At 46.9% G+C, this 14,264-nt stretch carries 15 protein-coding genes; 8 read left to right on the top strand and 7 right to left on the bottom strand.

The window, feature by feature from the left end; all coding sequences use genetic code 11:
* Positions 1 to 59: 59 nt before the first annotated feature.
* From ACKU35_RS11860 to dapA, 8 genes are all read left to right on the top strand, one after another.
* Positions 60 to 878: a hemolysin family protein gene (locus tag ACKU35_RS11860; RefSeq protein WP_319759431.1), complete on the top strand. Its 819-nt coding sequence runs from the start codon at positions 60 to 62 to the stop codon at positions 876 to 878.
* A 1-nt stretch (position 879) separates the two neighbouring features.
* Positions 880 to 2,445: an apolipoprotein N-acyltransferase gene (lnt, locus tag ACKU35_RS11855; protein ID WP_319759430.1), complete on the top strand. Its 1,566-nt coding sequence runs from the start codon at positions 880 to 882 to the stop codon at positions 2,443 to 2,445.
* Positions 2,423 to 3,542, top strand: a protein-coding gene (prfB, locus tag ACKU35_RS11850; RefSeq protein ID WP_319759429.1) for a peptide chain release factor 2 whose coding sequence is annotated in 2 segments (ribosomal slippage) — positions 2,423 to 2,497 and positions 2,499 to 3,542 — 1,119 coding nt in all. Because the reading frame shifts where the segments join, the coding sequence is not laid out codon by codon here. Before lnt ends, prfB begins: the two co-directional genes overlap by 23 nt.
* Positions 3,532 to 4,383, top strand: coding sequence for a GGDEF domain-containing protein (locus tag ACKU35_RS11845; RefSeq protein ID WP_319759428.1), 852 nt, complete (start codon positions 3,532 to 3,534; stop codon positions 4,381 to 4,383). The genes prfB and ACKU35_RS11845 overlap by 11 nt, the downstream gene beginning before the upstream one ends.
* 15 nt (positions 4,384 to 4,398) lie before the next feature.
* Positions 4,399 to 5,223, top strand: coding sequence for a MinD/ParA family protein (locus ACKU35_RS11840; protein ID WP_319759427.1), 825 nt, complete (start codon positions 4,399 to 4,401; stop codon positions 5,221 to 5,223).
* A gap of 57 nt (positions 5,224 to 5,280) precedes the next feature.
* On the top strand, positions 5,281 to 5,592 hold the full coding sequence (locus tag ACKU35_RS11835) for an HU family DNA-binding protein (protein ID WP_319765397.1): 312 nt from the start codon (positions 5,281 to 5,283) through the stop codon (positions 5,590 to 5,592).
* A gap of 239 nt (positions 5,593 to 5,831) precedes the next feature.
* Positions 5,832 to 6,479, top strand: a complete 648-nt coding sequence (locus ACKU35_RS11830; protein WP_319759426.1) for a hypothetical protein — start codon at positions 5,832 to 5,834, stop codon at positions 6,477 to 6,479.
* Positions 6,480 to 6,501: 22 nt separating this feature from the next.
* Complete coding sequence (dapA, locus tag ACKU35_RS11825; protein ID WP_319759425.1) at positions 6,502 to 7,380, top strand: 4-hydroxy-tetrahydrodipicolinate synthase; 879 nt, start codon at positions 6,502 to 6,504, stop codon at positions 7,378 to 7,380.
* Positions 7,381 to 7,456: 76 nt separating this feature from the next.
* Here dapA and ACKU35_RS11820 read toward each other — a convergent pair whose 3' ends face one another.
* The 7 genes from ACKU35_RS11820 to ACKU35_RS11790 form a co-directional block, all read right to left on the bottom strand.
* A complete protein-coding gene (locus ACKU35_RS11820; RefSeq protein WP_319759424.1) occupies positions 7,457 to 7,834 on the bottom strand; it encodes a CGGC domain-containing protein in 378 nt (125 codons plus the stop codon).
* Positions 7,835 to 7,864: 30 nt separating this feature from the next.
* The gene (locus tag ACKU35_RS11815; protein WP_319759423.1) at positions 7,865 to 8,470 is read right to left on the bottom strand and encodes a NifB/NifX family molybdenum-iron cluster-binding protein; all 606 of its coding nucleotides are present in this window, start codon (positions 8,468 to 8,470) and stop codon (positions 7,865 to 7,867) included.
* 160 nt (positions 8,471 to 8,630) lie between these two features.
* Positions 8,631 to 9,188, bottom strand: coding sequence for a GNAT family N-acetyltransferase (locus ACKU35_RS11810; RefSeq protein ID WP_319759422.1), 558 nt, complete (start codon positions 9,186 to 9,188; stop codon positions 8,631 to 8,633).
* Between the two features lie 226 nt (positions 9,189 to 9,414).
* Positions 9,415 to 10,482, bottom strand: coding sequence for a 3-isopropylmalate dehydrogenase (gene leuB / locus ACKU35_RS11805; RefSeq protein ID WP_319759421.1), 1,068 nt, complete (start codon positions 10,480 to 10,482; stop codon positions 9,415 to 9,417).
* Between the two features lie 180 nt (positions 10,483 to 10,662).
* Positions 10,663 to 11,157 (bottom strand): 3-isopropylmalate dehydratase small subunit, encoded by a 495-nt coding sequence (gene leuD, locus ACKU35_RS11800; RefSeq protein WP_319759420.1) that lies wholly within the window; start codon positions 11,155 to 11,157, stop codon positions 10,663 to 10,665.
* Between the two features lie 179 nt (positions 11,158 to 11,336).
* Positions 11,337 to 12,596, bottom strand: a complete 1,260-nt coding sequence (gene leuC / locus ACKU35_RS11795) for a 3-isopropylmalate dehydratase large subunit (RefSeq protein ID WP_319759419.1) — start codon at positions 12,594 to 12,596, stop codon at positions 11,337 to 11,339.
* Positions 12,589 to 14,136, bottom strand: a complete 1,548-nt coding sequence (locus ACKU35_RS11790; RefSeq protein WP_319759418.1) for a 2-isopropylmalate synthase — start codon at positions 14,134 to 14,136, stop codon at positions 12,589 to 12,591. The genes leuC and ACKU35_RS11790 overlap by 8 nt, the downstream gene beginning before the upstream one ends.
* Positions 14,137 to 14,264 lie beyond the last annotated feature (128 nt).

Below are 14,264 nucleotides of genomic sequence, written 5' to 3'. Positions count from 1 at the left end.
AATAAATCTGAGTTTTATTTTTCGAAATATATGGAATAACCCCAAAAAGGAGAATTGAATTGGACGACGGTTCTGAAGGCCGATTGTGGGCCAAAATGGTCAATATCTTTAAAAAATCAGATCCCCCTCTTGAAGAGCACATCCTCGAAGCAAGTGAAGACGGCGAAATCAAGGAAGAAATGGTTTCCATGCTGCTTAACGTCCTTGAAATGAGAGACACTGAAGCCAGTGAAATAATGATTCCCCGCACTGATATGGTCGGCGTTGAAATTGACAGCGGACTTGCTGAAGTTGCCGAACAGATTATTGAACACGGACATTCACGAATTCCTGTTTATCAGGAAACGAAAGACAAAATCATAGGAATTGTTCACGCCAAAGACATCATTGCTCCCCTGCTGAGGGGCAACACCGATATGCCGCTTGATAAAATCATGCGTAAGGCGTTCTTTGTATCTGAAAACATCAAGGTAAGAGCTCTGCTCAAGGAGTTTCAGGCCGGACGTGTTCACATGGCAATCCTGCAGGATGAATACGGCGGGACTTCCGGACTGCTCACCATGGAAGATGTACTCGAAGAAATTGTAGGTGACATTTCCGATGAGCACGATGCCGACCGACCTTCTGACTTTGAACGACTTGATAGCGGAAAATACCTGATCTCCGGCAGGGTTCCCCTTACGGATGTATCTGAAAAACTTAATCTTACTCTTGATTCAGAACATGTTGAATCCATCGGCGGATACATATCCGAACTAACCGGACGAATTCCCCATGTAGGAGAGTTCATCAATATTTCCGGCTACAAATTCACCGTACACGAAGGAGATGCCAAACAGATCATCTCCATCCTTATAGACCCACCCACCGGAAACTAAAATGCACCCAGCTGTCGCCATTATTATTGCTATGCTTTCTGCGGGGATCGGTTATGCCAATCCCCTGCTCCACCTGCCCACAGCCATTCTCGGATTCCCCCTGGCACTGGGACTTATCGCTTTTTCGTCACCGTCCCCGCGCAAGGCCATGAAAACTGGATGGATAGCAGGATCACTAGCCGCCATTACCAGCATGTACTGGATTGCATATCCTGTAGGTGTTTACGGGGGACTATCGTGGGCACTGGCGATTCCATGCCCTGTCTTAATCGGTATGTTTGTCGGCGCATACTACGCATTCTATACCTATATGCTCAGTCATGCGGTACGGGTTCTGTCCCCTTTTGCGCTATGCCTGTTCAGCGGACTACTATGGACCAGCATGGAAACAGCGCAGGGAGCCATGTTTACGGGCTTCCCGTGGATGACTCTTTCATCTGCACTGGCTTTCAGGCCTGAATGGATACAGAGCGCCGCTTTCATCGGGGCTTACGGACTTTCCGGTTTACTGGTATCCGTGACCGCTGCCATTCTGGTCTGCAGAAAATCACATCTCGTCAAAATATGGGCGATAGCCGTAGTAGCATTCATCATAATTCTCGGCGGAGTACGTACCAGCCCACAACAGTTTACAAATATCAAAAAGACCGGCGAAGCTTCCATCGGATTTGTTCAGGGCAACATTAATCAGGCTCAAAAATGGAATGACGAATACAAAAATACAACCTTTAAAAAATATCTCGATCTCAGCAGACAGATTACAGATCAGTCTGATATTGTCGTCTGGCCGGAAACCGCTATGCCGTTCTACCTGCAAGACCACGGTATAATGCGTACAGAGCTGATTAACTTCGCCACTGAAACCAAAACTCCTATCCTGACCGGAGCCCCCGGCTACGTTCTGCACAGTAAAGGGGATTTCTCACTATACAACCGCGCTTACCTCATCTCACCGGATAAAAAATACATGGACTGGTACGATAAATCGCATCTGGTCCCTTTTGGAGAATATATCCCGTTTAAAAGCATCCTCCCGCTGGGTAAACTTGTGCAGGGCGCAGGGGATTTTTTACCCGGAACAGACGCAGCACCGCTGCAAAGCGGTGACCTTGCTATGGGTATGCTCATTTGTTATGAAGGTATTTTCCCGGAACTGGCGCAGGAAAGAGTTGAGAAGGGAGCCAACATACTGATAAACATCAGTAATGACGCATGGTACGGAAAAACTTCCGCTCCCCTACAACATCTCAACCTTGTGACCATGAGGACTGTAGAACAAGGGCGATATATGATCAGGGGAACCAATACTGGAATCTCCGCATGCATCGACCCGCTGGGACGGGTCACCAAAACAACGGGATTGTTCGTTGACGCGGCAGTTGTAGCTAAGGCTGCACTTCTTAGCGGAGAAACCTTCTATCATGCGAACTACAAAACAGTAACCCGCACTCCGCTGATTTTGACCCTGCTTTTCACAGTATGGATAATAATAAACCGCCGCATAAATTCCGGCGGTAATAAATATAAAGGAATAATTACAGAACATGCTTCAACTCTCAGACCTTAGATCCAAGGCACTGGACTGTATCGGAAAATATGAATCCCTTTGGGGGCGTCTTTGACCACGAACAAAGCAAAGAAAGACTTGAAGAAATAGAACATGATCTGAGCAAACCAGGAGCATGGGATAAGCCGGATGCACTTACCCCGGTCCTGCGTGAGAAATCAATGCTCGAAGAGAAAGTGTCATCGTACACGGCCCTTTCATCCAGTAAAAATGATGTAGAAGAATGGCTGATGATGGCTTCGGAAGAGCAGGATCAGGAAATCCTTGAGGCCCTCTCCGAAAATATTGAAAAGCTCGCAGCCCTTGTAGAACAGACCGAACTGGCAGCTCTGCTTGCCAATCCTGAAGATAAAAGCACTGCCATTCTGGAAATCCATCCCGGAGCAGGCGGAATCGAGTCGCAGGACTGGGCGGAAATGCTGCTGAGAATGTATCTGCGCTGGACAGACAAACGAGGCTGGAAAGCCAGCTACCTCGACTACCAGCCAGATGACGAAGCAGGTATCAAAAGCGTAACTCTGCGCATTGAAGGGCTTTACGCATACGGATTTCTGAAGGGCGAAGCAGGTATTCACCGCCTGATAAGGATATCCCCTTTTGATGCTTCCGGCAGAAGACATACTTCATTTGCCTCTGTGGATGTATATCCTGAAATTTCTCAAGACATTGAAATTGAGGTTAAAGACGAAGACTTGCGGATCGATGTCTTCCGGGCCAGCGGTCCCGGTGGACAGCATGTCAACAAGACCAACTCCGCGGTGCGCATAACCCACCTGCCCACAAATATCGTTGTTCAGTGCCAGAATGAAAAATCTCAGCTGAAGAACAAAGAAACCGCCATGAAGGTTCTTAAGTCACGCCTTTACGAGCAGGAACTTAAGCGTCAGGAAGAAAGCAAAAGAGCTGATTACGCCACCAAAGATTCCATTGGATTCGGCAGTCAGATCAGAACATATACTCTGCAACCCTACCGACTGGTTAAAGACCATCGCTGCGGAGCCGAAGATGGCAACGTTGAAGCGGTTCTTGACGGTGAGCTCGACGGTCTGATCAGAAAATACATGCTTAATGCATACGGCGGAGAAAATGAACGCTGAGTACATCGCTGAAAATGAATCCAGCCTTCTGGAAGAACTTATTTCAGTGCGGGACAAATTCTGCACAACGAATAACGTATGCCACCCAGAGGAGTCTCAGGACGGGCTGGCCGTAATGCGTCTTTGCCCGGGCATGACTCTGGAGGCGTGGGAAATACTTGCGAAACAACACGGCTTGAATGATTGGCTGACTATACCTTTAGATAGTAACACAACGCCACACCTCTTTCATGTCCAAACTGTGCTGCAGGAACTTTCCTACAAGACCGACCACGATCCACTGACCGGTCTGTCAAACCGCAGGGTCTTCGAGCGAACACTTGATCAGGAGATCGAACGAACCCGACGGAATAAAACCCCGGTCAGCCTTGCCATACTGGATCTGGATAATTTCAAACAGATCAATGATAAATGGGGGCATCTCAAAGGCGACGAAGTACTGATCGACTTTGCGGATCTACTGGCCCGGAACTCACGCCGTTATGATCTTGTGGCCCGCATAGGCGGGGAAGAATTTGCCATCATTTTTGCAGGAGTAGGACTGGTAAAATCCCAGCAACTGCTGGAAAGGCTGCTCGGAAAAGTTCGTGACCTGAACTTTAAGGTACCAGGCTCCAAAGATAAATTTTCAGTAACATGCTCCGCCGGAGTGTCCTGCTTTAAAGGCATGGTGGATATCGAAATGCACCAATTGATCGACAAAGCGGACAAAGCTCTTTATGAAGCAAAAGAATCCGGCAAAGATCAAGTCAAAACAGCTGATATTATTGATTTTGAATCAGTGACCAAGGAAACACTTGTTCACGCCGATGAAAAAAAGTTCTTATTCACGGGAAACTAAAGGAAAGGATAAAACATGATCAATGCCAATAAAACACTAAGCCTTGCTATCATGAGCGGTAAGGGCGGAGTGGGAAAAACCAACCTTTCCCTTAATCTTTCCTACGCCCTGAACGCAGGCGGAAACAGCCTGCTGCTTATGGACTGCGACCTCGGGCTGGCAAACCTCGACGTTCTGCTCGGTATTTCCCCGGAAACGAATATGCAGGATCTTCTTACCAGCGGAGCAAAGCCGTCTGACATTGTAATTCCAATCGAAAAGGGCAAAAAATTCGATATACTGCCCGCAGCCTCCGGCGTACCAGAGCTGGTGGAAATGGACGACGATATGCAGGAATTACTCTTCAGCAAAATAACCAAACTGGTTGGCGGTTATCAGTATCTGGTACTTGATCTCGGTGCCGGAATAAACGGAACGGTGATGTCTTTTGCGTCAATGACCCAGATGAGAATTGTAGTCATTACCCCGGAACCGACCTCGCTAACGGATAGCTACGCTCTGATTAAAGTTTTGCACTCTCAGCATAATGTTAGTGATTTCAACGTAATAGTAAACCAGGCTTCAAACGAAAAAGAGGCTCGTTCAACTTTTGATCGCCTGAATATGGCCTGCGAAAAATTTCTTAATATTAAGTTGAAAAATATGGGCTATGTACGCTATGATCCGACAGTAACAGAAGCTGTAAGGCGACAGATTCCTTTTATTAAGTTTGCACCTAAATCCGAAGCCAGCCGTGATATTCTAAATATTGCGGTTAAAATTCAAAAAATCAGAATGGAAAATATGGGCAAACTGAGTGAAAAACCTGTCATAAAAAAATTTCCGACATTGGCGGACTGATTATGCTTGACGAAAAGGGTAACTTTTCGGCATGCTTGAACTAGTAATGGCTAAACACTGCCTTGTCACACTCAACACGATTTGGGAGAGGACATGAACAAAAGCGAACTGATTAAGAGTCTTGCGGAAGAGAAAGGTCTCCATGTGGATGAATCTGCTGAAATTGTTGACGCATTTGTCGATTCAATTAAAGAAGCGCTTGTTCGCGGCGACAGAGTTGAAATTCGAGGATTCGGTAGTTTCAAGATGAAAGGATACAAAGGGTATACCGGACGTAATCCTAAAACAGGGGACGTAGTAGACGTGACCCCTAAAAAACTGCCCTTTTTCCGTCCAGGTAAAGAGCTTAAAGAATATTTGAACGCTTAATGCGATTTCTTATTTTTGCATTAATTTTCCTTGCCAGCATGGGAACCTCCATGGCCTATGCTGGCAAGGATGTACTGTTGTCTATTGCAAATACAGCCAACACCTTCGGGACTGTTAACCCCTGCCCTACCTGAGGACACAAGACCATTGGCGGACTGGCCCGGCGGGCCGGTTATTTTCAGGATTTAAGGACAGCACAGAAACACGACGTCCTGATTATCGGCGGTGCTTATGAATTTTTGCCGACTTCAGGCGATAAAGTTTCCAATAAAAAACGAAATGCGCTGGCACAAGCTTTCCAAATCGACAATTATGATTTAGGAATTCTTAGCCCTGCTGAATTCAGTTTTCTACAAAATACCCCCACTGGGATTCCGAAAAACTGGATCAGCAACTCGGAAGCACAGGTTATTACCAAGCCTCTTAGCAATGGCAAGAAGGTGGCGATAATTGTTCTTCCTTTCCTTGAAAAAGGTTCCTACGAACTTTCTCCGGACCTCATTGATAAATGCGCCAAACTGATCAATGAACAAAGAGAAAAGGCAGATCTCGTTATCGCCATGAGTTCATGGGGCTACTTCAGGGAGAAAAAATTTCTCGCCAACCCGGTCATTGGCGAGGCTCCCCCGGATATTCTTCTCGGGAGCGGTGACGGACCGGGAATGTCCGGAAGTCTTAACTTTAAGGATAAGACTTTGTGGGTACGCAGCTACCCGACAGGAAAAGCGGTTAACAGGATAGACATTTACGAATGGCCCGTGCGATCAGATAATTTTAAATGGTCATCCGGTCAAAACGTAAAATGGTTCCTGCAGACCTTGACGGAAAAACTCCACGAGGACCCTGACACCGTGAAGCTGCTTGATGGCATTTCGGACCATAAGTAAATTAAATTTGGAGGCTTAAACGATGATTTTTCAAGGAGCATTCACTGCTCTGGTCACTCCGTTCAAAGACGGAGAGATTGATCAGGATGCTTACCGCGAACTGATCGAGTGGCAGATTGAAGAAGGAATCGACGGACTTGTCCCCTGCGGAACAACCGGCGAAGCGGCAACAATGACCCATGAAGAACAAGGGAAGGTTATTAGAATCTGTGTCGAGCAAGCCAAGGGACGTGTCCCTGTCATTGCCGGTGCGGGTTCAAACAACACTAAAGAAGCCGTAAACCTGACAAAGCTTGCTAAACAGGCAGGTGCGGACGCCACACTCCAAATCACACCTTACTACAATAAACCCACTCCGGCAGGCTTGCTGGCGCACTTTAAAGCCCTTTCCGAAGATGCTTCAATGCCGTACATCCTCTACAATGTACCAGGCAGAACAGGTCTCAACGCCCTGCCTGAAACCATTGCCATGATTGCCAATGAAGTACCTGATGTAATCGGAGTCAAAGAAGCCACGGCAAATCTCGGTCAGGTTTCTGATTTGATTGAGCAGTGCCCTGAAGGATTTACCGTACTTTCCGGTGACGACTTCACAGTACTCCCCCTGCTCTCTCTGGGCGGACATGGAGTTATTTCCGTTGTGTCCAATATTGTACCAGCCATGATGGCTGATCTGTGCGCGGCTTTCAAGGCCGGCGACATGAAAAAAGCTCAGGAACTGCATTTTAAAATGCAACCTCTGAACAGAGCTATGTTTCTTGAGACCAACCCCATCCCGGTAAAAACAGCAATGGGCATGATGGGTAAATTCGAGACATCCTTCAGGCTGCCACTTGTCCCGCTCATGGATGACAACAAGGCAAAGCTGGAAGCTCAGCTCAAAAAAAGCGGTCTTATTTAAACCGCTTCAGCTATACAATTTAAAATCCCCGTGCGGTTACTACCGTACGGGGATTTTCTGTTTACTGGGTACGAAACTACTTAAATACGTCCGGGACGTACCCCTTAGGCAAATGGGCAGTTCCTTTAGTCACCGGTATGCCTGCTTCCGATGCTGCTTTCTCTGCCAAATCATCAATCTTTTCGCAAAACCCATTACCGAATATCCACCCGTCTTTTTCTTTTTTAGAAAAAGAACAAGTAACAACATGTACAGTTTCAGCGCCCTTGGATTTTAAAATCTTAACAAGATCCGTGAAATTATCACCGGGACAACGACAAGTGAATATACCGGTCAGCGTGCATTCATCATATGTGTTAAAACCCTGTATGGTCTGATCAAGAGACTTGATGCAATTGGTCAAAGGACATTTGCTTTCATTCTTTTCACACCGAATCATGCCGATTTTAGTCATTATCTATTTCTCGCTGCACTTAATTAATGCTCAAGAATTGCCGCCCATTCCGCGACCTCCGCCGCCCGTTCCACGACCGCCGCCGCCCATTCCGCGACCACCGCCGCCCGTTCCATGACCGCCGCCGCCAGTTCCGCGACCACCGCCGCCCATTCCACGACCGCCACCGCCAGTTCCGCGACCGCCGCCGCCCATTCCGCGACCGCCACCGCCCATTCCACGACCGGCTCCGCCAGCACGTCGGCACCCACCACTCGTACCAGGTCCTTCTCCCATTTGAGACTGCTGGGTGTCTGCTGCGGGATCGACAGTAGCGGTAGAGTCTTTACCTAGAAATGCCTCTACAGCCGCTCGCACAGTACCTGAAGATGTTATCATCTGAATTCCACCCTTTTGCAAAGCAGCTTCTGCCTTAGGTCCGAAAGTACCGGAAATAACCGCGCCTACACCCATCTCCGCGAGCAACTGAGCCGTCTGTATACCGGCCCCCTGAGCCAACTGGCTGTTCCCGTTGTTATCAATGTAATGAAAATCATTAGTTTCAGAGTTAAAAATCATAAACCCGGCGGCCCTGCCGAAACGAGGGTCGAGCTGACTATCTGCATTTGAATTATTAGCACTTACTGCGATAAGCATAATCGCCTCCTTATTTGAAATTAATTATTCTTTTCATTGAATATTGCACAAAGGAGGCCAAAAAAATCAGTACAATAAATACAGCTAATTATCATTTTATTAATAAATATAACCAAAGTCACTTGGCGCAAAACGAGCCTAAATACATATTTTGGGATAATTATGAGCTCTGCATTTTGATCCATGCGGCCTTCTCTAATCGATAAAGAAAATGCTCGCGTAAAGGATTACCCACAGGGATCGACGGATGCTCAAAGGTTTCACTATCACGACTCATACCGATTCTTTCCATTACTGCTTGTGACGCTTTATTTTGCGTGGCAGTAAAGGAAACAATCTCATTCAGGTCAAGCTCAGTGAATCCGTATTCCAAGGCAAAATTAGCTGCCTCAGTGGCATAACCATGTCCCCAAAACTCTTTATCAAGTCGCCAGCCAATCTCAACACACGGCGAAAATGGCAGTTTTACAGCTGGAATATGCAAGCCTACAAAACCGATGAACGAAGAAATAGCCGGTATTTCGACAGCCCAGAATCCCCAACCTCGCTTATCAATCAAACTACTTATTATTTCAGCATTGGCATTACTTTCTACTTCAGAAAGCGGTGTTGGAAAGTATTTCATCACTTCTTGATCTGCATTAATACGGGCAAAAGGAGCGTAATCACTTGGTTGCCAGCCACGTAAAACAAGCCGTTTAGTTTTAAATTTAATCATAGTAAAAAGAATACAATAAAAGTTGGTCATCTGTATATTTAGCTGCAACCAAATAATAAAGCAGCCCGACCTCAAGAGGTCAGCTGCTCAAAAATATAACTGTCTATGAATCGAAGACAGCCTAAATAACTATGTACTAAACAAATTAAAATGTTCTGAAGGAGATAGCGTGTAGGGAAGGGAAAACTCTTACAAGAATTCACCCTTCCCTACACGCCGAAACATTTTACAAATTCTTAAGTACAGCTTCACCCATTTCGGTGCAGCTTACCAGTTTACCACCTTCATCCATGATATCGCCTGTCCGCAGACCATCGGACAGAGGCTTTTCAACAGCTGCTTCAATGCAATCTGCTTCTTCAGTCATATTGAATGAATAGCGCAGCATCATAGCGATGGAAAGAATCGTGGCCAGCGGGTTGGCCTTGTTTTCTCCAGCAATGTCCGGAGCGGAACCATGGATAGGCTCGTACAAACCGGGATTGGATGCGCCCAGAGATGCGGAAGGAAGCATACCGATAGAACCGGTGATAACAGAAGCTTCATCGGAAAGGATGTCGCCGAAAAGGTTGCCGGTCACAATTACATCGAACTGGGAAGGATCACGCACAAGCTGCATAGCGGCGTTATCGACGTACATGTGGCTGAGTTCCACATCAGGATAATCCTTGGATACTTCGATCACAATTTCACGCCAAACGCGGGAAACGTCCAAAACGTTAGCTTTATCAACAGAACAAAGTTTTTTATTGCGCTTCTGTGCTGCTTCAAAAGCCACTTTGGCGATGCGTTTTACTTCATGCTCATAGTAAACCATGGTGTTGTAACCCATGCGCTCGCCGTTTTCTTCCTTGGTACCGCGAGGTTCACCAAAGTAAATACCACCGGTCAACTCACGCACGACCATGATATCGATGCCCTTTGCAACAATATCAGGACGCAGGATACTTGCATCCTTAAGCTGAGGAAATAATGCAGCAGGACGTAGGTTGGCAAAAAGGGAAAGCTCTTTACGAATACCAAGCAGACCCTTTTCAGGACGTATGGCAGGGTCAATGGTATCCCATTTGGGTCCACCTACAGCACCAAGCAGAACTGCGTCGGACTCTTTACATGCCTTAACGGTTTCATCAGGAAGCGGAACACCGGTCGCATCGATGGCAGCACCACCGATCAAAGCTTCGGTGATTTCGAATTTGTGACCGAATTTTTCGCCGATAACATTCAAGACCTTGATGCCTTGTTCCATGATTTCAGGCCCGATACCATCACCGGGCATTACGCATATTTTCATTTTAAAATTCCTATTCATTTACCGCGCTATTGCGCCTTATAATTAAGATGCCTTGCGACCCTGCCGGGACCCTTAAACCCTTTGGAAAAGGTCTAAGAATTCCAAACAATTTAATATGGCTTCGACAGCTTGAACGATTAGGCCGTGCTAGGCACGACCTAACAAACATAAATATATTTACTATTTGGAAAGACGGGCTTTCACGTATTCAACCAGTCCGCCGCAGTCGAGAATTCCCTTCATAAACGGGGGAACCGGAGCGCAGGTAATGGTTTCGCCGGTGGTGAGATTCTTGATTTCACCCTTTTCAGCATCAACTTCAAGCTGATCGCCATCGCCCAGTTTCTCAAAATCATCGCCCACTTCAAGAAGAATGAGGCCCATGTTGAAACCGTTGCGATAGAAAATACGGGCAAAACTTTTCGCGACAACAACAGGAATTCCGGCACCAAGAATGGAAATAGGCGCGTGTTCACGGGAAGAGCCGCAACCGAAGTTCACATCCGCAACCATGATATCATTTTTCTTAACGCGCTTGATCCAACCGGCTTCGAGACCTTCCATGCAATTGGCGCCAAGCTCATCAGGATCGGTAGTTACCAGAAAACGTGCCGGGATGATCGCGTCAGTATCAATATGCGCCCCGACTCTGTGTGCAGTACCTTTAATAGACATATGTTAATTCTCCTTGGAAAGAATTGCTTCCCACTAGAAACTCAAATTATAAATTCCGTACAACTTCTTGAACCTGTCGGCGAAACCCTACAAAATAAGTTTGGGATTCCTAACCCCTTTCAAAGGGCTTAAGCCGCCGAAGGCTAAATCTTTCATTAAAAGCGCGTAAGCGCATAAAATTAAAGAGCTTCGGGATCAGTAATAATACCGGTAATAGCGGAAGCTGCTGCAACTGCGGGGCTGGAGAGGAAGACCTCACTTTGGAGGCTGCCCATACGTCCCTTGAAGTTGCGGTTAGTGGTGGCGATAGCTCTTTCACCGCCGGCGAGGATTCCCATGTGACCGCCGAGACAGGGACCGCAGGTTGCGGGACCGACGATGGCTCCGGATTCCATAAAAATTTCGATAAGTCCTTCACGCAGAGCCTGTTTCCAGATACTCGGGGTGGCAGGCAGAACGATGAGACGCACATTCTTATCAGCCTTATGGCCTTTGAGAACGGAAGCTGCAATACGCAGATCTTCTATACGTCCATTGGTACAGGAACCGATGACCGCCTGATGAATCTTCATATCTTTCACTTCATCAACAGGCTTAACATTGTCAGGGAGGTGCGGGCAGGCAATCTGCGGTTTCATGCCGGTCACATCAATCTTGACTACACGCTCGTAATTAGCGCCTTCATCGGCACGTAATTCTACATCACCGGTACGTCCAGCGGCCTTGCAGTATTCGAGGGTCTTGGCATCGACAGGGAACAGACCGACTTTACCGCCAGCTTCGATAGCCATATTGGCAATAGTCATGCGGCCTTCAATAGAAAGATCATCTACAACGGAACCACTGAATTCGAGAGCCTTATAAAGTGCTCCGGAAACGCCGATGGTGCCGATAAGATTAAGGATGTAATCTTTAGCACCGATAAATTTACCGGGGGTACCGTCGATTTCAACTTTGATGGTCGGAGGAACTTTAAACCATGTTTCGCCCAGTGCCATACCGCCTGCGATATCTGTGGACCCCATTCCGGTTGCGAATGCTCCAAGACCGCCATAAGTACAGGTATGCGAATCAGCTCCGATAACGATATCGGAAGGACCGACCAAACCAAGCTCCGGCAGAAGAGCGTGCTCTACGCCTACTTCGCCACCTTCATAATAGTGGGTGATATTTTTTTCATGAGCGAAATCACGTACAACCTTGACCTGCTCAGCGGAATCAATGTCCTTGTTGGGGGTAAAATGGTCACAGACAAGGGCTACTTTATCCTTATCAAAAACCTGATCCGCGCCCATTGCCTTAAAAGATTTAATGGCGAGAGGGGCGGTAATGTCGTTGGCCAGTACCATTGAAACATTGCAGCGGACAATCTGGCCCGGCTCTTTCACAGTTTCTTCGGTATGAGCCTGTAAAATTTTCTCAGCTAAAGTTTTAGGCATTATTTTTCTCCTGTTTCATGCGTTCAACCCTGTTAATAGCGTTAACATAGGCTTTGGCACTGGCGACGATAATGTCTTCGTCAGAACCGCGCCCAATTGATTTTACACCGTTATCGGTAATATGAACCGTAACCGCACCCTGCGCGTCAGTACCGCCGGTAACTGCGTTTACGGAATAAAGTTCCAATTTAGGTTCTCTGCCGACCATTTTATTAATGGTTGAAAAGACCGCGTTGATAGGACCATCGCCGAAACCCACTTCCTGCATTCTTATTGGATTCTCGCTATCCTTACTGAAATCTTCCAGTACGATAGCTGCATGCGGGGAAACACCGGCTGTCCCGGAAAAAACGGAAAGTTCTTTTACCCGGAACAAGTCATGAATACGGTAAGCCTCTTCAAGAACCAGAGCTTCAACGTCCTCATCAAAAATTTCTTCTTTTTTATCAGCCAGAGTTTTTATAGCGGCAAAAACCCGTGCAATCTGCTCTTCATCCAACTCATATCCCATTTCGCTGAGCTTTGAGCCCAGTGCGTTACGGCCGGAATGTTTACCGATAACAATAGAGGTTCCTTTCTTGCCGATAGATTCCGGAGTCATAATCTCGTAAGTCTGGCGGTTCTTGAGCATGCCGTCCTGATGGATGCCGGACTCATGGGCAAATGCGTTGGCCCCTACGATTGCCTTGTATGGCGAAATAGGCTGCCCGATGGTGTTTGCCAGACGGCGACATGAAGGAAACAACTCTTCAGTTATGACGGAAGTTTCAACATCATAATAATCCTTGCGAGTATGCAGGGCCATGATCACTTCTTCCAGGGCGGCGTTACCGGCACGCTCTCCAATACCGGAAAGTGTTACTTCAGCCTGACGCGCACCGGCTTTAATGGCAGCCAGAGTGTTGGCGCAAGCCAGTCCGAGGTCATTATGGCAATGTACGCTGAAAATTGCTTTATCACTATTGGGGACTTCTTTAATCAAGTATTTGATCAAGTTACCGAATTCTTCCGGCTGAGCGTATCCGACTGTATCGGGAATGTTGATGGTGGTCGCCCCTTCAGCGATAGCTACTTCGACAACCTGTGCGAGAAAATCCCAGCGGGACCGGGATGCGTCTTCAGCGGAAAATTCGACATTAGGAGTTAACGAGACAGCGTGGCGCACAGCCTTGCGGGCCATTTCAATAATCTCTTCCGGTTCCTTATTGAACTTGTGTTTCATATGGATATCGGAAGTAGCTACAAAGGTATGGATACGTGGATTCTTGGCATGTTTGACTGCTTCAAAGGCACGATCGATATCCGGTATCAAGGCCCGGCAAAGTCCTGCAACCTGAATGTCACCCACAGATTTAGCGATCTCAGTCACAGCTTCAAAGTCACCCTGACTTGCAGCGGGAAATCCGGCTTCGATGATGTCAACGCCGAGTTTATCCAACTGTCTTGCCATGGTGATTTTTTCACCCATGTTCATGGTTGCACCGGGTGACTGTTCGCCATCACGCAAAGTAGTATCGAAAATATAAACTTTATCAGACATTTTTCTATCTCCTAAATAAAGCTGCAAGACCAAACGTTTGCAGTTTATAACAATTTTGGGGAATACAACAGTGAAACAGTTCAAGCTAGCGTAGAATTTACCGTCCCCTAAAAAATTGTGGTACCTTA

The sequence above is a fragment of the Maridesulfovibrio sp. genome, assembly GCF_963676065.1.
GTDB lineage: Bacteria > Desulfobacterota > Desulfovibrionia > Desulfovibrionales > Desulfovibrionaceae > Maridesulfovibrio.
Note: the sequence above shows the minus strand (reverse complement) of the source record. Positions and strands in the feature narration are given on the sequence as shown.

Coding starts and splice junctions, on each gene's coding strand:
- lnt (WP_319759430.1), top strand. CDS start 880: ATGCACCCAGCTGTCGCCATTATTATTGCTATGCTTTCTGCGGGGATC.
- ACKU35_RS11845 (WP_319759428.1), top strand. CDS start 3,532: ATGAACGCTGAGTACATCGCTGAAAATGAATCCAGCCTTCTGGAAGAA.
- ACKU35_RS11840 (WP_319759427.1), top strand. CDS start 4,399: ATGATCAATGCCAATAAAACACTAAGCCTTGCTATCATGAGCGGTAAG.
- dapA (WP_319759425.1), top strand. CDS start 6,502: ATGATTTTTCAAGGAGCATTCACTGCTCTGGTCACTCCGTTCAAAGAC.
- ACKU35_RS11820 (WP_319759424.1), bottom strand. CDS start 7,834: ATGACTAAAATCGGCATGATTCGGTGTGAAAAGAATGAAAGCAAATGT.
- ACKU35_RS11815 (WP_319759423.1), bottom strand. CDS start 8,470: ATGCTTATCGCAGTAAGTGCTAATAATTCAAATGCAGATAGTCAGCTC.
- ACKU35_RS11810 (WP_319759422.1), bottom strand. CDS start 9,188: ATGATTAAATTTAAAACTAAACGGCTTGTTTTACGTGGCTGGCAACCA.
- leuB (WP_319759421.1), bottom strand. CDS start 10,482: ATGAAAATATGCGTAATGCCCGGTGATGGTATCGGGCCTGAAATCATG.
- leuD (WP_319759420.1), bottom strand. CDS start 11,157: ATGTCTATTAAAGGTACTGCACACAGAGTCGGGGCGCATATTGATACT.
- leuC (WP_319759419.1), bottom strand. CDS start 12,596: ATGCCTAAAACTTTAGCTGAGAAAATTTTACAGGCTCATACCGAAGAA.
- ACKU35_RS11790 (WP_319759418.1), bottom strand. CDS start 14,136: ATGTCTGATAAAGTTTATATTTTCGATACTACTTTGCGTGATGGCGAA.